Origin of the sequence: Butyrivibrio sp. INlla21 (genome assembly GCF_900116875.1) — a bacterium.
In the GTDB taxonomy this organism is placed as follows: Bacteria; Bacillota; Clostridia; order Lachnospirales; family Lachnospiraceae; genus Butyrivibrio.
The window spans coordinates 23485-45346 of the sequence record NZ_FPCC01000005.1; the positions used below are offsets into that span (position 1 = coordinate 23485).

Consider the following 21862-nt stretch of genomic DNA (forward strand, 5'->3'; position numbering starts at 1 on the left):
CCTCCTTATGATTCCGACTCGGAAAATACCCAGAACTTGGAACTCTTAAATATTGCCAGAGTGATCAAACTCATAACCACAAGCATTACCCAGCTCATTGCGCAGGCATAGCCCATCTTGTTGTACTTAAATGCCTGATTGTAGACATTGAGCGCATAGAGCATAGTTCCGTTGTTGGGACCTCCCGCCGTGATAACAAAGGCCTGAGTGAAAGTCATAAATGCAGAAATTGTCTGCATTACAAGATTGTATAAAATGATCGGTGACAGACAGGGCATCGTTATCTTAAAGAAACGCTGGAACCCGTTTGCTCCGTCAATTTCAGCTGCTTCGTAGTATGTAGTCGGGATCTCTTTTAGCCCGGCTGCAAATATGATCATTGATGAACCAAACTGCCATACTGCCATAAGCATCAGCGGATATATCGCAAGCTTTTCATCACCGAACCAATTGACCCTTCCAAGACCTATGCTTGTAAAGAGGGTATTGAAAAGACCTTTTCTTGCAAAAAGCTGTTTCCATACAAGTGCAACGGCAACAGAACCTCCGACAAGCGAAGGTACATAATACAATGATCTGTATAATGTGACCATCTTACTCTTTCTTGTAAGTACAAAAGCAACCAAAAGAGCAAAGGCAAGCTTCATCGGAACTGACATAAGCACATACTTAAGTGTTATCATAATGGATTTGGCAAAAACCTCATCCTTAAAAAGCGTTGCAAAATTCTTGAGTCCTACAAATACTGCCTGCTTATTTCCAAGAGAATAATCCGTAAAGGAATAATAAAGCGACATACATATAGGAATCAGTGAAAAGCATACAAAACCAAAGATAAACGGCGCTGCGAAAACATGTCCCACCACCGTGTCACTGTTAAAGCCGGTTCTGAGTTTTTCCTTCGAACTATTACTCTTGTTATTCAAAGCTCATTCCTCCTGATCACTGCACAAAAGCTTACATAAAAAAGCTTTTGATATAAATTCTCTAATAATAAATCCCGCCTTTACGTTGAAATTAAAGGCGGGATTATAATGAATTATTTGAAGATTGCTTCTGCGTCAGCGTAAGTCTTTTCAGCCGCTTCCGCAGCGGTAATCTCGCCGCTTGCTACCTGCTGAATATAATTCAGGTAATTGTCAACGACCTGATCGTGTCCGTCAGGCGAAAGTACGTTGATTTCCTTTGGTGTAGGGAAATTACTTACTTTATCAACATAGTCATACATTATCTGCTGACCTTCGCTGGCATTAGCTGAAAGCGCAGCTCTTACATCTTCATTTGCAGGAATTCCTCTTTCTGCCTGAAGGATATTGTTACATGCGATATTGGTCTCAAACCATGCTATGAACTCTGCTGCTGCCTTCTTATTCTCGGAATCCTGAGATACACAGAACATCTGAGATGACTGTATATGAGCTCCGGAGTTACCGTCCTTCTTTACTCTCGGAATTGTGGCAAGTGCAAGTGTTCTTCCCTGCTCTTTGCACGCATCATATATTGTAGGGAACTGATTAACCGCAACCCATGTCATTGCAGCCTCACCTGTCACAAGGAAATCGTTCTCAATATTTGTAACCTCTGCTGAAGCTCCCGCATCGGGATATGAGCCCTTCTTGATCATATCTGCTCTCATCTGAATGAAAGGCTCAAGCATCTTGGGATCGTCAAATCCCATCCCTGTAAGATCAAGATTATAGAAGCTGTACTGCCCAAGCTCACCCTGCTGTCCTATATAAGTTGAAAGACCTGCGATAGCATCGGAAGTTACGAATGTTGATGATCCGAAGATTCCAAGCTTATCTGTTATAAGGTCAGCAGCCTCTTTATAGTCATCCCAAGTCCAATCATCTGTGGGAAGCTTGGCACCTGCCTCTTCAAACATTGCAGGATCATAAGCAATACCATATGTATTGATACCGTTTGTAATACCAAGCTGTACTCCGTCCTTGGTCTGAGTTGTCTTGAGATTAGCTTCTGAAATACCGGAAAGATCTATAACTCCGGAAGAAATATACTCATCAAGCGGATAGATCTTATCCATATACTGCGGGAAGTTTCCGCCAAGCTGGAACACATCCCAAACTTCATCTGAAGCTACCAAAGTCTTAAGCTTGGTAAAATAATCATCAAATGAATAATACTCATATTCGAAATGAATATTGGGGTTAATGCTCTCATAGAGTTCGATAGCCGCGATAGTCTTATCATGTCTGTCCTGTGAGCCCCACCAAGCCATTCTGAGAGTAATGTCCTCATTACCGCTTGTGTTTTTTAGCTCATCGCTCGCTGCGTTTTCTGTTTTATTATCTGTCTGAGATTGAGCTGCAGGCTGTTCTGCCGCTGTTCCGGCGCTGTTACCGCATCCCATTAAAGAAACCGCAAGCATTGCTGCTGCAAGAATAGAACTTAATACCTTCTTCATGTTCCCTCCTAAGTTCTTTACCAAATGATTGTTATTTGTTTTTCGTTAAGACGTCTTCCGTTGTACAAATTGTATAGACTACAATAGATTTATTCAATATTTTTGGTTGTTTGTGACATCGGAGTGAAAATAGGGGCATTTTTCAAACTATATTTACCTGTGTCTTGTTATCCTTTTTCTATATTGAAAAGGCGTAACCTCCATTTGCTTCTTAAAAACTCTTTCAAAGTAAGTCAGGCTGTCATACCCAAGGATATTAGCTATTTCAGTCATACTGTATTTCTCGTTCATAAGATACATCTTACTGGCCGCTATCCTGCAAAGATTGATGTACTCAGATATAGTGAAGTTAGTCACTTCTTTGAATATTCTACTCAAATAAGAATTGCTCATATAAAACTGCTTGGAAAGAGACTCCACGGAATCAATATGAGCATAGTTTTCGGCAATATAATCAGCGACCTGATGGACTCTCTTTTGCTTCTCTGCATGTGTCTTCATTCCGTCTTCGCTAAGCTTTGCCGCCTTGCGTTTTTCCCACTTGTTATGCTCCGAAAAGAATTCAAGGATTGCAAGCTTTATCTTGGTTTCCCGAAGATCAGACTTATCCTCTGTCTCGACATTTCGGATAACTTCAATAACCTTTTTAAAGCTGTCAGTATCTCCGACGCGATATACTCCGTGGTGAACAGTAAAAAAAGTTTGCATATCGATACCAAGGAGCTCGCAAAGTGGTTCAAAAATACTCTCTTCCAGCTCAACAAGAAGCCTGTCGTGATATTTTCCTCCAATAATACAGGTCTTAGCGATCATCTTTTTGTCAATTATCGCCAAGCATCCTTTTGTCATCCTATAGCAGACACCATCTACAAAAAAATATCTCTCTCCGTCAAAGATGTATTGGAGCTGATATTCATTGTGATAAAAACCCAGCTTGGATGTGAAATCTCTGTCACGCGCCACACGTCCGACAGCAATACCGTTAAATTTTTCTCTGTAAAACGAACTATACATTTTACTCCTTTGATGCTAATGTATTTGTCATGATGAATCACATATTTGTTTTTTGATCTGCATCTTCCACAATATCATTTCAATATGTGAGGTGTATTTACATGTTATTACAAGAAATAAATATTCGCGACCCTTTTATTTTACCCGATAACGAAACCTATTATCTTTTTGGAACCAGAGCTAAAACCTGTTGGGGTAAAGCAGATGGTTTTGACGGTTACAAAAGTAAGGATCTGGTAAACTGGGACGGGCCGTATGAAGTATTTAATCGTCCCGAGGGCTTCTGGGCAGATAAGAACTATTGGGCTCCCGAAGTTCATAAATACAACGGCTCTTTCTACATGTTTGCGACCTTCAATTCCGAATCCCTGGATAAAAAAGGTACCATGATATTAAAGGCCGACACTCCGCTTGGACCTTACAGACTCCACAGTGACGGTAAGATCACCCCCGACGAATGGAACTGCCTTGACGGGACCTTTTATGTCTCCGGATCCGGAAAGCCTTATATGGTGTTCAGCCATGAATGGGTGGATATCGGAGACGGAGAAATCTGTTATGTCGAACTTTCAATCGATCTTAAGACCGCGGTATCCGCGCCCAAAACTTTATTCTCTGCATCAGAAGCAAAGCCTTGGGTTTCATCCATAACACACAGAAGCCGGAACGAGCCGGTTTATGTTACTGACGGTCCTTTCATGTACCGAACAAATAACGGCGAACTTATTATGCTATGGGCAACTTTTTCAGACGGTAATTATGCCGAAGGAATCGCAAGGTCTGACAACGGTGAAATAGACGGAAACTGGTCAATTGATAAAGTGCCGCTCTTTGATAAAGACGGCGGACACGGAATGCTTTTTAGAACCTTTGAAGGAAATCTCAATCTAGTCCTTCATCAGCCAAACGAAACTCCACTCGAGCACCCTGTTCTTATTCCAATTGACGAAAAAAGGCTGAAAGCATAATTATTTATATTTCTGTTTTTACTACGTGACAGGCTTTTCCGTTTTCTTTAGCGTCATACAGAGCACTGTCTGCAATCCTGTACATTTCTTCAAAAGACCGTGCTCTTGTATCCTCGCATATTCCGATACTGCAGGAGAACCCTGCTGCTTCACCGACCTTGGCAACTCTAAGCTCATGTTGAATCTTTCGACATCTGTTGTCCAAAAAATCTTTGGGCATTTCTCCCATTACAAGTACCATAAATTCATCACCCCCGACTCGCCCTATAATGTCGGTTGTATGAAAATAATCTTTCAACACGCTTGCAAACATTTTCAGCGCCTCATCGCCGGTCTGATGTCCGTAATTATCATTTACATGTTTAAAGTTATCAAAGTCAAATATAAATAAAGTCGCCTTCGCACCTAATATTCTTCCCGAAAGATACTCTTTGCATTTTTCCTCAAAAGCAATCTTATTGTAGAGACCGGTGAGCATATCCGATACGCTCTTTTTTTCAACAATTCTTGTATCCTGATTTTGCATGGAATCCTTTAACATAATTACATAGAATACAAATATCGCCAGAATAAATGTCATGATGACGGTAATCATATCAACATCCGCCACATCTTTCGGCTTCATATACCGGCTAAAAACTATGCCGGCAGCACACATAAGCACTTTAAGTATCGTTGAAAAAAAGAAATAATCGGTATATATCGCTGCTACAACAAAAACTCCTGCCGGGAGTATAAACGATCTCACGTTGGGATTTCTGTAGGTCTCGATGTAGGCCAAAGAAATAGTAAGACATAAATAAAAGCAGAATGCAAAAGTTCTGACTTTCTGCATGGAATCGATAATAGACATATGTATCTTTTGATATAAAAAGCTAAAAATAAGTATTTCAGCAATAAACGGAATAAAGATAACTTCAAATTTTGTAGTTATCCTAAGTGCCCAAGAAACAAAAAGATATACAAACCCTCCAAAGACAGAAAAAGAAATGACAGATCTGATCGCAAATAGGTTTTCTTTTGCAATCCTATTTTCGTTCTTGGATACAAAGAGATAATATTCAGCAAATCTTTCCAGCAGATTTCCAATCATATTACCGCGTGCCTCCGTGTATTTTTCTTCACGAAATTACGTACCGAAATGCATGCTATAGTCTATATATGATTTTATTACAAACCCAACTTCCAGACAAGTCAAATCCCTCGTGCCTTCATGTAAATATGAAAAAGCTACCATATGGATTCCTCCACATGGTAGCTTCGTATACACTGTTATTTTATTACTATTAAGCCTCTTCTGTCTTTTTCTTTCTTGTTGTTGTCTTCTTAGGCTTCTCTTCCTTGGCTTCCTTAGCCTCGGTTGTCTTAGCTGTCTTTGTAGTCTTTGTTGCAGTAGTCTTCTTGGCAGCTGTCTTCTTAGCAGGCTTCTCTTCCTTAGCTGCGTCGTCCTTCTTAGCAGCAGCCTTCTTAGTAGCCTTCTTAGCGCTCTCCTTGACATTCTCTACAAGGAAATCAGCAGCCTTCTGAACTGCAAGATCGCTCTTCATCATCTTCTTCTCAGCATCTGACATGAGCTCTTTAAGCTTATCAAGCTCCATTCTGTACTGAGTAGCCATCTTCTCAAGCTCTTTCTCGAAGTCTTCCTCAGTAACCTCGATCTTCTCCTTAGCAGCAACAGCCTCGAGAACAAGTCTTGACTTGATTCTCTCGATAGCCTGAGGCTTAACCTGCTCAAGCATCTTGTCTACAGTGTTACCTGTGTACTGAAGATACTGATCCATGTTCATGCCCTGCATCTGAAGTCTCTGAGCGAAGTCATTAACGATCTGTCTTGACTGTGTCTCAACCATAGCCTCGGGAAGCTCCATCTCGGAATCCTCAACAACGGCTCTTACAACAGCATCTTCTCTCTTAGCCTTCTCCTCGCCTGTCTTCTTCTCAACGAGCTTGTTCTTAACGTCCTCTTTGTACTCAGCAAGTGTATCGAAATCAGAAACGTCGCTTGCGAACTCATCGTTAAGCTCAGGAAGCTCCTTAGCCTTGATAGCCTTGATAGTGCACTTGAAAGTAGCATCCTTACCCGCAAGCTCCTCTGCCTGGTAATCCTTAGGGAATGTAACGTTTACATCGCCCTCTTTACCGATCTCAAATCCGATGAGCTGATCCTCAAATCCGGGAATAAATGAACCCGAACCGATTGTAAGAGGATAATCTGTTCCCTTTCCACCCTGGAAAGCAACACCGTCAACGAATCCCTCGAAATCAAGAGTTACGATATCATCCTTCTGTACTGCTCTGTCTGTAACTTCAACAGTTCTGGCGTTGGTGTTTCTCTGCTTGTCGATCTCGGCATCAACGTCAGCGTCTGTAACGTCGATATCCATCTTCTCAACTTCAACACCCTTATATTTTCCAAGCTTAACCGGAGGCTTAAGAGCAACTTCTGCTGTAAAGATGAAGTCCTTGCCTGCCTCGAGCTGTTCAACATCGATCTTGGGTGAAGATACAACATCCTCTCCGCACTCCTCTACAGCCTTGGGATATTCTGTCTCGATAAGCTCGTTGGCTGCATCCTCGTAGAATACTCCCTTACCGTACATCTGCTCGATCATCTTACGGGGTGCCTTACCCTTACGGAATCCGGGAAGCTGGATCTTGTTCTTATTCTTCTCATAGGCTTTCTGAATGGCTTTCTCAAGCTGCTCTGCAGATACTTCGATCTTGAGCTTAGCCATGCTCTTCTCAAGCTTCTCAACTGTTACGCTCATTTTTGTCTGTTTCCTCCTAAAAAATATTTATGTAAAGAGGCGGCTTCATGGTATCCGCGCTCTTTTTGCCTGTTTATAGGCACAATCGCTTTCAGATTATAACACACCTTAATACTAATTTCCATATTTTTTTCATTCTTGGACCTGTATAAAAAATAAACAGCCGAGTGTTGTGATTTTACACAGTTTCGGAGCTGTTTATATGTCTAAAATGACGATTTTTCATTTTTTTCAAAAATTTATTTCACTTTTTAAAAAAATGGACGAAATAAAAATATATTCAATTCGGCAAAACATAAAATATTTATTAAAAATCCCTATTTTACGCCTAAAAACGCATGAAAAGAGTATAATTTTTATATCAGGTTAAACGTTAAATGCGTTAAGTTAACACATTTTATTTTACTTATGATGGAGGCATTAAAATGGCAAAGGATTCCAAACCCAAAAAGAAAAGCAACATTAAATTTGCAAACAGCATCAAGACCAGACTGATAGCCGTCATGCTATTGGTTGCAGCTGTCCCGCTTATCACATCCGTGCTGGTAAGCTACTTATCATCCGCCAAAAAGGCTGTATCCGACGCAGAACAAGGATTGGTATGGCAATCATCATACCTTCAGTCTGAATTCGAAGGTGTCATAAACCAAAACTTTATGAGTATTCAGGCTGTTGCCAAATCACCGGCAACAACAAGATTCATGGAGAACCAAGGAAACCTTGCTTATATGGAAGACGCGGCTAAATACCTGGCTGAGATCGATACTATGCTTGACGACGGCAACATCACCGTTCTGACAGGCGCAGACGGAATGCAGGTACTTCGTAACTCCGGCAAGCTGGTTGATGTAGGTAAAAGAGAATATTTCCAGGAAGCTATGAAGGGACAGACCTACGCTTCCGACGTTATAGTATCTGCATCTACCGGAGTTCGTCAGATGACAATGGCAACTCCGATATACGGAAGTACAGGACAGGCAATAGGTATCGTTCAGCGTAATTATGACATGAATGAATTCCATAAGCTCCTTGAAGCCGAAGCAGAAGATGCTTTTATATGTGACAGAACAGGTCTTGTTGCCGCTCATGCTCAATATGAGATCACAGCAGACAACGAAGACGACAGAAGCAAGTCAACATTTATGACTTCAGGTCTTGAACAGGGTGTATATCAGGTTGATACAGGAAGAGGATATAATGCGATCGTATCTTATGTAAAATCTCCGCTTACCGGATATACGATCTGCGCCGCATCCGACACAAAGAATGTAACATCAAATGCCAGATCTGCAGCAGCTGCGGTAATTATTGTAGGATTGATCCTTCTTATCATCGCTGCGATCATCTCCGTAAGAATGGCTATTTCATTCACCGCTCCTGTAAATGAAGTTAATGAATCGCTTGCAAAGCTTGCAGACGGAAGATTTGCCAAGGTTGATAAATTCACTAAGAGAAAAGATGAATTCGGAGCCATCATAAACAATACAAACAGTGTTATAGAGGCTCTCAATAACATTGTTGAAAACATTAAAAATTCGGCCTCAACTCTCGGAAAATCATCCGAGGAGCTCTCTGATATGGCTAATCAGATCTCTAATACGGCTGATGATGTGTCTAATGCAGTTCAGGAAATCGCTTCCGGCGCCACACAGCAGGCTGACGAGATTCAAAAAGCATCTGCCAACGTTGTTCAGATCGGTGAAGCTGTTTCCGACGTTCAGGATTCAACGGGAACACTTGAATCTCTTGCTTCAAGGATGAAAGATGCTTCAGAGGCTTCTTCACAGTCTCTTTCGGCTCTTCAGGATTCAAGTACAAGCATGACGGAAAAGATCGACGACATTTCAAGAACGATCTCCGCAACTCAGGAAGCGGTATCAAATATCAATGAGAAGGTTGAAGGTATTTCTTCAATCGCCACTCAGACCAACCTCCTTTCACTCAATGCTTCCATTGAGGCCGCAAGAGCGGGTGAAGCAGGAAAAGGTTTTGCGGTTGTTGCTGAAGAGATCGGTAAGCTTGCCGATGATTCCAAGCAGATGGCAGATGAGATCCGTCAGCAGATGGATGTTCTTCTTGAGCAGAGTAGAGCCGCCGTTGAAGCTTCGGATGAAGTAAGAAAAGGAAATCTCGACCAGCAGAGTGCTCTTGGAGAAACACTTGTATCCGTCAAGGGAATGCTCGCAGATATCAGCGAAACGGTTACCGGAGTTCAGACAATCTCCTCAGGTGCCGAAAGCTGCGTATCCTCCAAGAACGTTGTATCGGATTCGATGTCTTCGCTTTCAGCTATCTCCCAGCAGAACGCTGCATCATCGGAGCAGACCGGTGCTTCCATGGAAGAGCTTTCCGCAACGGTTACAACTCTTGCAAGCTCTGCAGGTAACTTAAAAGAAATTGCAGAAAAGCTCAACGAAGATATGAAATTCTTCAAGTAAAAATAACGTGTTAAACATACAAAAAAACACCGAGGCGGTTTTTCCGCTTCGGTGTTTCTGTTTGCTCCTATTTATATCAGCTGTTAAAAACAATTCCCTTCGCCATCTGATCAGCCGCCTCTTTTCCCTTGAAATGCTCAAGGATGGCAAGTGCAAAAGGTATCGCTGTTCCCATTCCTCTTGATGTTATGAAGTTTCCGTCTTTGATAACGGCATCGGTTGTCGTTGTTGCGCCCAAAAGATCTCCTTCACATCCGGGATAGCAGCAAGCTCTTTTGCCGTTTAACAGTCCCATCTTACCGTAAACGGTAGGTGCTGCGCAGATTGCCGCAAGCATCTTGCCGGCATCGTTAAACTCTTTTATCTTAGCCTTAAGAGGTTCGCACGCATCAAGATTCTTGGTTCCGGGCATTCCGCCGGGAAGAATGATCATGTCAACATCTCCAAGGTCAAAGCTTTCGATCGTAGCATCCGCTTCAAGCTTAATTCCGTGTGATCCCTCAACCGCCTTGGTTCCCGTGATCGAAACCATTGTAATGTCTATCTGCGCTCTTCTGAGAATATCAACTACAGTAAGTCCCTCTATTTCTTCAAAACCGTTTGCAAGAAAAATCGCTGTCTTTGCCATTTCTTTCCTCCATAATTTTTACTTCGAATAAATTGTCATAACTGATTATAACAGATTTACCGATGTTCTTCTGAATGATATGATTATAAAAAAACCGAAAGGCGTTCACTATGGGAATTGAAATAGAAAAGAAATTCACGGTAAAAGTGCTTCCGAAGGATCTGGATAAATATCCTTATCACATAATCGAGCAAGGCTATATGTGCGTTAATCCCGCGGTCCGCGTAAGACGTGAAGACGATAAATACTATATGACCTACAAGTGCTCTTTACCTGAAGATGAAGGCGGCATCGGAAAAACAGAATATAACATGCCTCTTGATGCAGAGAGCTACGCTCATCTTGTTGAAAAATGTGATGGAAATATCATAAGAAAAACCCGCTATCTGCTGCCACTTAACGATAATGCATTTGATCTTGAGTATTTATTGAATAATCCTATGATAAAAAACGCTGTTGAATCCGATGATATCAAAATCGAACTTGATGTATTTAAATCACCGTTCAATGGTCGTCTCCTTGCAGAAATAGAATTCCCCACAGAAGAAGCCGCAAACGCATATCATCCCGCGGAATGGTTTCTTGAAGATGTGACGGGCAACCACAGATACAGTAATTCATTCATGAGTATTGAAAAACTATAATTGACTTGAAGCTTATTCGCCCCAGTAATCGATAGATTCTTGGGTCCTTCCTGATATTCCAAAAAGCTTCATCATAAAATCTTCTCTCTCGTGAAACATCTGAACGATTACTACTTTTTTATTTTGAACTCTATAGATAAGATAATGTTGATGCGTGAAAAGATACCAATAATCTGTATCTATTTCATACATCTCGGCAATATTAGTCCCACATTTTTCATTCTCAATAAGAATATCAGTATCAGAAATCATTCCTGAAAGAACTGATTTAGCTGTTTCTTCATCAAATTGTCCAGAAAGCCATTCCTTTAACGCTTTCATCTTCTTTTTTACAAGTGGTGAAAAAATAATCTCATTCATCTATCAGAGTCCAAGCTCCTTTTTTAATTCCCCGGATGAAACCGTACCTTCTTCAAGAATAGATCTCTCGCCCTTCTCCATCTCCAGTTTAAAACGATATAAGGCAAGTTGTTTCTCCAGCTCATCTAGTTCTTTTGTGTTAATCATGGTTATCTGATCATAACCATTCTTTGTAAGATAAACTCGATTTCCATATCTAACATTCTTTACTACATTTGTATAATTTCGTAGTTCTGAAATAGGCATAATATTTGGCATAATCAAAAACTCCTATCTTAAACAAAGACCTTCTTACAAAAAAATAATAGTATAAAAAAGAAAAAAATGCAACATAATTAGTAGATAAATTATGTTGCAGATACATCTATTTATTTCTTCTCTTTTTTACTCGTCGACTCCCCTTCAACAAGCTTTCCTGGAAGAACAATATGTTTATGCGCGCTCTCTTTATCGATGATGTTAAACAATAGCTTCATCGTCTCTTTTGAGATCTTATCAAGCGGCTGTTTGATCGTTGTAAGCCTCGGAATACAGTACTGCGAAAGTTCCTGTCCGTCAAAGCCCGCAACGCTGACATCCTCGGGAACTCGAAGTCCCGCATCTTTAAGCGCCCTTAGCGCGCCGAATGCAAGCACATCCGAAATACAATAAATTGCAGTGAACTTTGCTCCGGATTCTATCAAAGCCTTTGTTGTATCGTATCCGTTGTGTATCGCATAAATCTGTCTGTCGACATATCTGATAAGATTCTTATCCTCTTTTATCCCATGCTCTTTAAGCGCAGCTTTGTAGCCTTCAAGTCTTAAACTTACAACGGAAGGCTCATCATTACCTTCGGTAAGAATAGCGATTTTCTTATGTCCGAGTCCGATCAGATACTCCGTCATCTTCTTACTCTCAAGAGCATCGTCAACAGAAACCGTTGAATACGCACTCTTACTAAGTTCATCCGAAATATCGGAGCCGACGGTAGAAAAAATCACCGGTACATTCAGCTGTTTCATCTTTTCGGCGGGATGTTTGTTGCTTCCGCCCATAAAAATGATCCCGCGAAGTCTCTTTTCTTTTTCCAGCTCAAGTGCGACGTCAACCTCGTTCTCATAAGCCTCGACGTGCCTAAGCACAAGTGCATATCCGCGCTTTTTCACCTCGTTCTCAACCACCTCGATCACAGGTGTAAAAAAAGGATTGGTTATACCCTTAACAAGAACGGCAATGCACTTGGCATCCGTCCTTTTAAGGTTACGCGCGCTGTTGTTGGGAATATATCCCGTCTCTTTTATAACATCAAGAATCTTCTGCTTGGTCGCAGGATTAATATCGGAGTGATCGTTAAGCGCTCTCGAAACCGTGCTGACTCCCACTCCGCATCTTTTTGCAATTTCTTTTATAGTGATATCCGACATATCTCTCCGCCCATCATCTTAATCTTCCATAGATCTCGGCATAATCATACATTTTCTTGCAAAGCTCGTCTGTAAGTGCATCCTTCTTCATGCGCCACTCCCAGTTCCCCCCAAGAGTCGACGGAATGTTGATCCTCGCTGTCTTATCGAGTTCAAGATAATCCTGCATCGGAATTATGACCGTGTCGGATACACTGGCATGCGCCGTACGTATCATTGCCGGAACTATGTCCTTAACATATCTTACACCGAGATATCGCTTTGCAAAAGATTTATCTGTTCTGCTGATGGCTTCGTACCAGCCTCTGGTCGTATCGTTGTCGTGCGTTCCGGTGTAAACAACGCAGTTGCTGTCATAATTGTGAGGAAGATAATCGCTCTCTTCCCTTGCGTCAAAAGCAAACTGCAAGATCTTCATGCCGGGAAAACCTGTCTTTTTAACAAGCTTCCTGACCGAATCCGTGAGATATCCAAGATCCTCGGCAATGACTCTCTTGGAACCCAGTTTCTTTTTCATCGTATCGAAAAGATCGTATCCGGGACCCTTTCTCCACTCTCCGAACTCAGCAGTGGGATCTCCGTACGGGATCGCATAATACTCGTCAAAGCCGCGGAAATGATCGATCCTTACAACATCGTACAGCTCATAGCAATGCGCTATTCTCTTCATCCACCACTCGTAGCCTGTCTTCTTGTGATAATCCCATCTGTACAAGGGATTACCCCAAAGCTGGCCTGTAGCGCTGAACGCATCGGGCGGACATCCCGCAACATCGATAGGCATGTTCTCCTTATCAAGTAAAAAGAGCTCCGGGCTTGCCCAGGTGTCTGCGCTGTCAAAAGCAACATAGATCGGAATATCTCCGACTATCAGGATGCCCTTTTCATTCGCATATTTTTTAAGTTTCTTCCACTGCTCGCTGAAAAGAAACTGCAAAAAGCAGTAGAAATCGACTTCCTTTTTATATTTGATAAGCGCGTTGTTGATCGCAACGGGCTTTCTGAATCTAATATCATCTTCCCAGGTACTCCAGGCTCTTCCACCGTTTTCATCTTTGAGCACCATAAAAAGAGCATAATCTATAAGCCAGTCGTTCTCAGGTGCCTTTTTAAAAGCTTCAAACGCCTGTCTGATATCTTTTGTCTTGGGAGAATTATCGATTCCCTCATATGCCTTCATAAGAAGCGCAAATCTCTCTCTGTATAGTCTCTCGTAATCGACTTTTTCTTCATCTTCTCCGAAATTGCACTTATCTGCATCCTCAGCCGTAAGCAGTCCGTCGGCAATAAGTGCCTCGATATCTATAAAATACGGGTTGCCCGCAAACGTCGAAAAAGACTGATACGGAGAATCCCCGTAACTTGTAGGCCCAAGCGGAAGTATCTGCCAGTACGTCTGTCCCGCCTTTTCCAAAAAGTCTACAAATTTATAAGCTTCTTTTGAAAAAGTTCCTATTCCGTATTTTGATGGAAGTGAAAAAACAGGAAGCAGAACGCCACATGTTCTCTTTGAATTCTTCTTGGAGCCTCTTTTTATTTCAGCCATATACCCTCCTATCACCGGCTTTAAGCCGTCACCCCTTAACTTCTCAATTACATTAAAAAGAAAAGTTACGGAAATGCTCCCTGTTTCCGGTAACGTTTCCGTAACTTCATTTTAGTCGTTTTTTTATACCATTTCAAGTTAAAAAATACTTGTTATTTTATCTATTTGTTCACTTAATTCCCCATATCAGATTTCTCCACTGAGCCAGCTGATCGGTCGTCATGAAGCCATTTGAAGTTCCCATGTATCCGATCTTGTAGGAAGCAAACAAAAGCGCATTTTTGATAGCATTGACGCTGTCGCCGTTTTCCATATAGTAGTGAAGGAAACATGCAAAGAGCGCATTTCCTGCTCCGATCGTATTTACAACCTCATTGGTCTTAACGGTCTTATAATGAACCCTAAGGTTCTTGCTTCTGTCAAACAGTATCAAGCCTTCACTTCCCTGACCCAGAATAATGATCTCTGTTCCGTAAGTCTCAGCCATTCTGTCGATAAATGCATATGGATCTTCTGTAAGGGTATCGTCACTAAAGTAAAGAACACGAGCAGGCTTAAGGAAGTCTTCGTTGTAAACTTCCTTTTCCGGATCGTAATTCCTTATATTGACGGCAACGGGCTTTCCGTGCTCAAGTGCAACCTTGGAAAAAGGTCTGCAGAAATTCGCATTGGCAAGCACCATCATGTCACATGAACTCACGATGGGCGTTACCATAGACATATCGTAAACAACATCTCGAAGATCCTTAATATCTTCAAAGATCTGTTGCTTTCTGTCTTTATCATACAAAACAACCTCAGTCGGTGTTTCATTCATCTGAGGAATAATGTATTCCGTAGAAAGAGTTATCTTCCTATCGGGAGGATTGATGATACTTAGGTCCTGATTTCTTCCCACAACGGACATGAACGTAACTTCATCTCCAAGCCATTCAAGCGCAAGAGATTCGTTATACGCATCTCCTCCGACCTCGGTAAAAATGGAATCATTCACGCTCGTTATCGGCGCATACTGAACGGGAATCTTATCAACTCGGACAATAGTTTCAATCTGTGTTACACCAGCCACTAAAAATTTACTCATTTTTTAGCCTCCTTGTTATGTAATCACTGCTTGCTGTATCATCTCTATATATTCCAAAGCTTCTTCCAAAAAAAGTTCCGCTCTGAAAGTATCGTTTTTGATATTCCTTTCAAGTATTCCTTCCACGGTAAAATCAAGTATATCCCACACCTTGTTGTAGTCCGTTCCGGGCTTAAACACGGTGACATCGGCTCTTGCTCTGAGTGCCTCCATTATCCTTCTGTATTTGTCTCTTCTGTCAAAGATCTCGCCGACAGCCTCAACATTGGTCTCTTCATCGGCGTTTTTAAGGAACTTAAATATATAAGGATACTGCGACAGGGAATCGGCCTTGGCCGCCAGTATATTTTTGTACAGTTCAAAAAAACCGTTCTCATCCTTTGAAACGTTTTGCGTAAGCTCAAGAGTTACAAATCTGGTAGCGTAATCATATAAAAAAGAATACAAACCAAGCTTACTTATGAAGTAGTGGAACAGCAGGCCTTTACTGATCTGCGCTGTCTTTACTATCTCGTCCGTGCTGGAATGATAATAGCCGTGCTTGGAAAAAACCTCAAGTGCAGCATTGATCATCCTGTCTTGTTTTTCCTTTTTCAGTTCAAAAAATCTCTCGTTCATCGTATCTTCTCCGGCCGGTAATTGACTGTGTTGGTCTGTTTTTAATATATCATTTCCGATAATCTCATTCAAACGTTTTTACGTTACTTTATCAAATTTTAATACAACGCACTTTCAATTATGCACAATTTGTATTAGAATTAATCTAGTGTTTGGATAGGAGGGAGTAATATTATGTCCAAAGGAAGTGGATTTGGTAAATTCATATTATTCTGCGCCACAGTCGGTGCAGCCGCAGCAGGAGTCTACTACTATCTCACAAAAAGAGAAGCTGAAATAGCTGACAGCTTTGATGATGACGACTTTGAGGAGTTTGATGATTTTGATGATGACGAGCTTACAGATTCATCCGAAACAAGATTCGGCTCCAGAAAATATGTTGATATCAGTTCGAAAGAGGCAGATGAGCCTTTAGACAGCGACGAACCTTCAAGTGACGATAAGACTTCATCTGAGGAATTCTTCGACGACGAAGATGAACAGTAATAATGAATAAAGAATTCGCCCTAAGCATTAAGCTTAGGGCGTTTTTTTACGTTTTATGAATCTTACTGCTGACCTTTTTTCTCGGCCATAAGTTCTTTTAACATACGAGCCTTATCTTTGATACGGCTGTTAGCTGTTCTCGAAGTAAGAAGCTCTGAGATCATCTTACTTGCGATGTCAAACTGATTGGTCTCATAAGCAAGTGCGGCGATAAGATAATCAAGAGTTGTGGAATCCATGCCTGCGATAGGGAAATCTTCCGACTGTCTTGCCATAACAAAACCGTTAAGTGCATTAGTAAGAAGCTCTTTTTCCTGAGCATCGTTCTCTTTTTTCTTGTTCTCATAATCTGCTGCCGAAGGATCGAGACGCTGCGTCTCTCCTCTTACGACCCAAGCAGTCTTAAGGCAGATATAAGCCTTCTCGCTGTTCTTGGCCTTCTTAACGACCGCGTTCGCAAGTGCAAGCTGATAAAGCTTCTTGGCGTGATCGTAGCTGTAGATAGGCTCCTCATATTTCTGTTTCTTATAATTCATGCAGATCTTGAATCTGATATCCTCAATCTGATACTTGGTAAGTGTTGTAAAATATCTTCCAAGCGCTGCGTATCCACACTCGGGACAAGCGATTATGTCGTACTTGTTCTGATCGACCTCCGAATAATCGGGACGAAGATCCACGTCAACGGCCTTCATTCTTACTTTACCTGTACGAACCGTCTTAACCTGGAAATCAGAATCACATATAGGGCACTTGTAGCTTTTATCAAAAAGATAGTCTTCCTCGTTAACGAGAACCAGCTTCTTCTGCGGCTCGTTAGACTTTACATTGACAGTCTTTTTGCTGGGATCCTCAAAAAGATCTCCGCCACTAATATTTCCAAGTCCCATTTTTTCAAGTCCTGAAAAAATATCAGCCATTCTTTTACCTCTTTCATCAATCAGTTTTTAGGTACAACAAAAGAGCTCTTAAGTGAAACAATTCTGTTGAACACAGGTGCACCGGGCTTTGAATCCTTGCTGTCTACGCTAAAGAATCCGTTTCTTACGAACTGGAACTTATCGTAAGGCTGTGCATCTGCAAGCTCCGGCTCAAGCTTAGCATCTTTTACAACGGTGAGAGAATTGGGATTGAGGTTAAGTGATCCGTCCTCGTTATATACACCCTTTTCTTCATCAATGATGTTCTCATAAAGTCTGACTTCGGCGTTAACTGCCTTCTCTGCAGAAACCCAATGTATTGTTCCTTTGACTTTTCTTGCATTAAAGCCGCTTCCCGACTTGGTCTCGGGATCGTATGTGCAGTGGATGGCGGTAATGTTGCCGTCCTCATCCTTGTCACAACCTGTGCAAGTTACGAAGTATGCGTTCATAAGTCTTACTTCGTTTCCGGGGAAAAGACGGAAGTACTTCTTGGGAGGCTCTTCCATAAAGTCTTCTCTCTCGATGTATAATTCTCTTCCGAAAGGAATCTGTCTTGTGCCCATCTCGGGAACTTCTTTGTTATTCTCAATTTCAAGGTACTCGATCTGTCCCTCGGGATAGTTGTCGATTATAAGCTTAACGGGATTGAGAACCGCAAGCATTCTCTTTGCCTTGAGCTTAAGGTCTTCTCTTATGCAGTACTCAAGCATAGCATACTCAGCTGTGGAATGAGCTTTACTGATACCGCACATATCAACGAACATCTTGATAGACTCGGGTGTAAAGCCTCTTCTTCTGAGCGCTGCGATAGTAACAAGTCTGGGATCGTCCCATCCGTCTACTATTCCGTCATCTACAAGTCTCTTGATATATCTTTTGCCCGTTACGACGTTGTTGAGATAGAGCTTTGCAAACTCGATCTGTCTGGGAGGATTGGGATATTCGCATTCCTCTTTTACCCAGTCGTAAAGCGGTCTGTGATCTTCGAACTCAAGCGTACAGAGCGAATGAGTGATACCTTCGATCGCATCCTCAATGGGATGAGCAAAGTCGTACATGGGATAGATGCACCATTTATCGCCTGTTCTTGCGTGTGTCATGTGTGCAACTCTGTAGATGATGGGATCTCTCATGTTGATGTTGGGAGATGCCATATCGATCTTGGCACGAAGTGTCATTGCTCCGTCCTCGACCTTGCCGTTCTTCATATCCTCAAAGAGCTGAAGATTCTCTTCAATGCTCCTGTCTCTGTTAGGGTCATTCTTACCGGGCTCTGTGAGTGTTCCTCTGTACTCACGCATCTCATCTGCGGTGAGCTCTGAAACATATGCCTTGCCCTTCTTGATAAGCTTAACGGCGCACTCATACATCTGATCAAAATAGTCCGAAGCATGATAAAGATGATCGCCGTAATCGGCACCAAGCCACTTAACGTCCTCGATTATGGAATCCATAAACTCGGATCTCTCCTTAGTGGGATTGGTGTCATCAAATCTCATATTGAACTGGCCGTTATATTCCTTGGCCATTCCGTAGTTAAGAAGAATACTCTTGGCATGTCCTATATGCAAAAAGCCATTAGGCTCGGGCGGGAATCTTGTGCAAACGTGGTCGTATACTCCGTCCTGAAGGTCCTTATCAATAGCCTGCTCAATAAAATGCCTTGAAGGAGCAGCGTTTCCTTCCTCTTCTTCGTTTATATTCTTTACTGTTTCTTCTGCCATTTCCTCAATAAAACCAACTTTCTAATTTATTCGGTATTTTTAAGTATACCATAATTCTAAACACGAAAAAACTATCCCGGACTCTAGTTATATACATACTTCTCTTCGAAGGCTGCGCGTCTCATGGGCTTATCATAGTAGAATCCTTGCACGTACTTAACTCCCATGCCTTTTAGGGCATCGAGCTGAGCCTGTGTCTCAATTCCCTCAACACAGATATCTGCGCCGATAGCTCCTCCAAGCTGAGCCATCATTCGGATAAAGGCCTGTGAATAATCGTCCTCCGCAAGATCTTTAACAAAGTTCTGATCGACCTTTATTATGTCAAAAGGAAGAGCTCTTATACTGCTGAGCGCCGAATAACCCGTTCCGAAATCGTCGAGCGCAAGTCTTACGCCGAGCGCCTTTATATCAAGAAGTGTCTGCTTGGTCCTTGTCAGATCGTTGATGGCAAGCCTCTCCGTAAGCTCCAGAACAAGATTGTGAGGATTGATGTTGTTGTCCTCTATATTCTTTTTGATGACATCTACGATGTCGTTCTGCATGATCTGTACTACCGAGAGGTTTACACTGACGGAATACTCTCCCGTGCCAGCTTCGTTCCACATTCTAAGGCATTCACATGCCTTCTTAAGAACATGATTACCGATAGGTGTGATAAGACCAAGGTACTCCGCAAGCGGTACAAACTCATCCGGATTAAGGAAGCCAAGCTTGGAGCTGTTCCACCTGACAAGGGCCTCCGCGCCCAGATGCTTATACTGCTTGACGCCTCTGTTGAAATCTATAGGCTCGCTGATAATGGGCTGGAAGAAAACTTCAAACTCGCTGCAGCTCTTTTTGATCGCATCATACATGCTCTTCTCAAGGTCGAGTCTGTGTACCGATGACGAATCAATATTGTCAGAGTACTCAGCGATCCTGTTTTTACCGGATTTCTTAGCTTCGTACATCGCAACGTCGGATTTTCTTATAAGCTCGGAAACATTGTCTCCGTGGTCCGGGAATTTGACGATACCCATACTCATAGTGCAGTAGTAATCGCTGTCCTTGAGATACCACGGCGTAGCAAAGGTATTTTTTATCTGCTCAATTATAGTTTCCAGCAGCTCAAAGCTCTGCGGTGGAACAATAATAACGAACTCGTCGCCGCCCATACGATAACAGGAATTGGTGATTCCGTCTATCCTGCTGATCGCTTTCGAAATATCCTGAAGGAGCACGTCTCCGTACTGATGTCCCAAGCTGTCGTTGATATGCTTGAAATCATCAAGATCAAGATACATAAGCGCTCCGTGAGTGCCCTTCTGATGTGCCTCGTCAACGTACCTCGCAAGGTCTTTTTCGCAGCACATTCTGTTGTAAAGGCCGGTCAAGAAGTCCGTATACGCTTGCTGCTCAATCCTTCGCTGGTAAAGCTTTTTCTCTGTAATATCATATATCGCGCACAAGGACACCGGGCGTCCGTCCACCCATTTGATCCTTGTGTAGTAGACGTCATACCACTTTTCTCTGTCTTTGTGATGGATCTCGTAGTTACCGCTCCTACTTCTGGGCGGAATATTTGATTCAAAGAGCTCGGCGATTGAATTCTCAGAAAGCTCTCTGCTAAAGTTCTTTTTAAAGCTTCTGTTTGCAAACAGGATCACTCCGGTGCCGATATCTCTTACGTAGATCGAGCTTCCGACATTATCAAGGACCGCTTCCAGTGAGGCAAAAGAGCTTGCTAAGGAATTCTTCTGAAGTCTCTTTGTGATAATACTCTGAAGCACCTTGATGGCGTCGTTGACGAATTTTACATCATCAATCGACCATATCCTGCTCTCATTGTTCTCAGTCACGCATACATAGAAAAGAGCTGAATCATTGACTATAACAGGCATTGAAACAAGTGCTTTTATCCCCAGTTCGTCGAGCTGTTCACGCTCTCCGGCGTTCATCTGAGTATCGCTTGATACAACAACCGCTTTTTCGGAACCCATAAACCAGCACAAATCCTGATCGGTGGTCTCCGTAAACATCTTTTTTGCCCCGGGCGCAGTCCATTGAACGACTATATCCATGAGCGTGTTATGATGCTCCTTGCAGGTAAAACCATTGCTTACTTCAAGGTAAGCGCAGAGCTTCTTAAGAACATCAGACATGATCTCTTCTATTCCGTCATCGCTGTCAAGGAGCGATACTATCTCGGTCATGGTCTCCGCACGCCTGAACGAGTTGGTCATCTCAAGCTCCTGCTGCTTACTCTCTTCACTTATGGCAACAGCCTGAGACCTTGATGTCTCAATGTTGATAAGTACATTAAGTGTCTCCCTGAGAAGGTCCAATGTCCTATAAAATTTAGTCTCTGTGGTCTTATACCCAAAAGAATCTATGGGCGGAAGATGAAAATATTCTTTATCATAGTCATAGTCCGAGAAAATACCGCAGACTATCCAGACTGCCGACGTTCTTTGTCCGTCTTTGACGGCAACGGCGGCAAGCTTAAGATTTGGAACTTCCGTAAGTTCCACTGCCTGATCTTCCAGATCGCTTTCCGACACTCTTCTGAATATTTCCTTTATTCTGGCATCGGTAACGTATTTTTTGATTATATCTACTTCACTCGGATTGCCCGAAAAAGAAGTAAAGGGATTGCCTGTATTGTCGAGACAATAAGCGTAGACTCCTGCCATGGCGCAAAAATCGTCCTGCCATCTTTGCATTTCTTCGGCATTTTTGAGCGCAAAATCACCAAGAGCTCCACTTGCTGTTGAAGAAGAGCCCTTGGCTGCTGCATTTATAGATTCCGCTTCAATAATCGTCTCTTGCAAATTTCCCCCTCTCTCAA

At 42.2% G+C, this 21862-nt stretch carries 19 protein-coding genes; 4 read left to right on the plus strand and 15 right to left on the minus strand.

The annotated features are described in order from the left end of the window. Window positions 1–5 precede the first annotated feature (5 nt). The 3 genes from BM377_RS03720 to BM377_RS03730 all read right to left on the minus strand — a co-directional run bounded on the left by BM377_RS03720 (window position 6) and on the right by BM377_RS03730 (window position 3439). The gene (locus BM377_RS03720) at window positions 6–926 is read right to left on the minus strand and encodes a carbohydrate ABC transporter permease (protein ID WP_092243933.1); all 921 of its coding nucleotides are present in this window, start codon (window positions 924–926) and stop codon (window positions 6–8) included. Between the two features lie 113 nt (window positions 927–1039). Next, the gene (locus BM377_RS03725; protein WP_092243936.1) at window positions 1040–2425 is read right to left on the minus strand and encodes an ABC transporter substrate-binding protein; all 1386 of its coding nucleotides are present in this window, start codon (window positions 2423–2425) and stop codon (window positions 1040–1042) included. 153 nt (window positions 2426–2578) lie between these two features. After that, the gene (locus BM377_RS03730) at window positions 2579–3439 is read right to left on the minus strand and encodes a helix-turn-helix transcriptional regulator (RefSeq protein ID WP_092243939.1); all 861 of its coding nucleotides are present in this window, start codon (window positions 3437–3439) and stop codon (window positions 2579–2581) included. A gap of 101 nt (window positions 3440–3540) precedes the next feature. Between BM377_RS03730 and BM377_RS03735 the strand changes: the two genes are divergently transcribed. Then, window positions 3541–4407, plus strand: coding sequence for a glycoside hydrolase family 43 protein (locus BM377_RS03735; RefSeq protein WP_092243942.1), 867 nt, complete (start codon window positions 3541–3543; stop codon window positions 4405–4407). Between the two features lie 4 nt (window positions 4408–4411). Here the strand turns inward: BM377_RS03735 and BM377_RS03740 are convergent, their stop codons facing one another. Beyond that, window positions 4412–5500, minus strand: coding sequence for a GGDEF domain-containing protein (locus BM377_RS03740; protein ID WP_092243945.1), 1089 nt, complete (start codon window positions 5498–5500; stop codon window positions 4412–4414). A gap of 193 nt (window positions 5501–5693) precedes the next feature. Further along, window positions 5694–7175: a trigger factor gene (gene tig, locus BM377_RS03745; protein ID WP_092243948.1), complete on the minus strand. Its 1482-nt coding sequence runs from the start codon at window positions 7173–7175 to the stop codon at window positions 5694–5696. A 425-nt stretch (window positions 7176–7600) separates the two neighbouring features. Here tig and BM377_RS03750 point away from each other — a divergent pair, with 425 nt between their 5' ends. Beyond that, window positions 7601–9613, plus strand: coding sequence for a methyl-accepting chemotaxis protein (locus tag BM377_RS03750; protein WP_092243951.1), 2013 nt, complete (start codon window positions 7601–7603; stop codon window positions 9611–9613). A 76-nt stretch (window positions 9614–9689) separates the two neighbouring features. On the opposite strand, the gene BM377_RS03755 is transcribed toward BM377_RS03750, so the two are convergent. Continuing rightward, window positions 9690–10241: a DJ-1 family glyoxalase III gene (locus BM377_RS03755; protein ID WP_092243955.1), complete on the minus strand. Its 552-nt coding sequence runs from the start codon at window positions 10239–10241 to the stop codon at window positions 9690–9692. Window positions 10242–10351: 110 nt separating this feature from the next. On the opposite strand from BM377_RS03755, the gene BM377_RS03760 reads away from it, so the two are divergent. Then, the gene (locus BM377_RS03760; protein WP_330392939.1) at window positions 10352–10885 is read left to right on the plus strand and encodes a CYTH domain-containing protein; all 534 of its coding nucleotides are present in this window, start codon (window positions 10352–10354) and stop codon (window positions 10883–10885) included. Window positions 10886–10897: 12 nt separating this feature from the next. On the opposite strand, the gene BM377_RS03765 is transcribed toward BM377_RS03760, so the two are convergent. The 6 genes from BM377_RS03765 to BM377_RS03790 form a co-directional block, all read right to left on the minus strand. Further along, entirely contained in the window at window positions 10898–11245 is a 348-nt protein-coding gene (locus BM377_RS03765; protein WP_092243958.1) for a type II toxin-antitoxin system RelE/ParE family toxin, read from the minus strand. 3 nt (window positions 11246–11248) lie between these two features. Continuing rightward, window positions 11249–11503 carry a type II toxin-antitoxin system Phd/YefM family antitoxin gene (locus BM377_RS03770; protein WP_092243961.1) on the minus strand — a complete coding sequence of 85 codons (255 nt, stop codon included), beginning with the start codon at window positions 11501–11503 and terminating at the stop codon, window positions 11249–11251. A gap of 110 nt (window positions 11504–11613) precedes the next feature. Beyond that, window positions 11614–12651 carry a LacI family DNA-binding transcriptional regulator gene (locus BM377_RS03775; protein WP_092243964.1) on the minus strand — a complete coding sequence of 346 codons (1038 nt, stop codon included), beginning with the start codon at window positions 12649–12651 and terminating at the stop codon, window positions 11614–11616. Window positions 12652–12664: 13 nt separating this feature from the next. Further along, the gene (malQ, locus tag BM377_RS03780) at window positions 12665–14197 is read right to left on the minus strand and encodes a 4-alpha-glucanotransferase (protein ID WP_092243967.1); all 1533 of its coding nucleotides are present in this window, start codon (window positions 14195–14197) and stop codon (window positions 12665–12667) included. Window positions 14198–14366: 169 nt separating this feature from the next. Next, window positions 14367–15281 (minus strand): carbohydrate kinase family protein, encoded by a 915-nt coding sequence (locus tag BM377_RS03785; RefSeq protein WP_092243969.1) that lies wholly within the window; start codon window positions 15279–15281, stop codon window positions 14367–14369. A gap of 15 nt (window positions 15282–15296) precedes the next feature. Continuing rightward, window positions 15297–15899, minus strand: coding sequence for a TetR/AcrR family transcriptional regulator (locus BM377_RS03790; RefSeq protein ID WP_092243972.1), 603 nt, complete (start codon window positions 15897–15899; stop codon window positions 15297–15299). A 174-nt stretch (window positions 15900–16073) separates the two neighbouring features. Here BM377_RS03790 and BM377_RS03795 point away from each other — a divergent pair, with 174 nt between their 5' ends. After that, window positions 16074–16385, plus strand: coding sequence for a hypothetical protein (locus tag BM377_RS03795; RefSeq protein WP_092243975.1), 312 nt, complete (start codon window positions 16074–16076; stop codon window positions 16383–16385). Window positions 16386–16447: 62 nt separating this feature from the next. Here the strand turns inward: BM377_RS03795 and BM377_RS03800 are convergent, their stop codons facing one another. The 3 genes from BM377_RS03800 to BM377_RS03810 form a co-directional block, all read right to left on the minus strand. Next, entirely contained in the window at window positions 16448–17305 is an 858-nt protein-coding gene (locus BM377_RS03800; RefSeq protein WP_092243978.1) for a DUF2225 domain-containing protein, read from the minus strand. A 20-nt stretch (window positions 17306–17325) separates the two neighbouring features. Further along, window positions 17326–19032: a glutamine--tRNA ligase/YqeY domain fusion protein gene (locus BM377_RS03805; protein WP_092243981.1), complete on the minus strand. Its 1707-nt coding sequence runs from the start codon at window positions 19030–19032 to the stop codon at window positions 17326–17328. A gap of 83 nt (window positions 19033–19115) precedes the next feature. Continuing rightward, window positions 19116–21845, minus strand: a complete 2730-nt coding sequence (locus tag BM377_RS03810) for a putative bifunctional diguanylate cyclase/phosphodiesterase (protein WP_092243983.1) — start codon at window positions 21843–21845, stop codon at window positions 19116–19118. Between the last annotated feature and the right edge of the window lie 17 nt (window positions 21846–21862).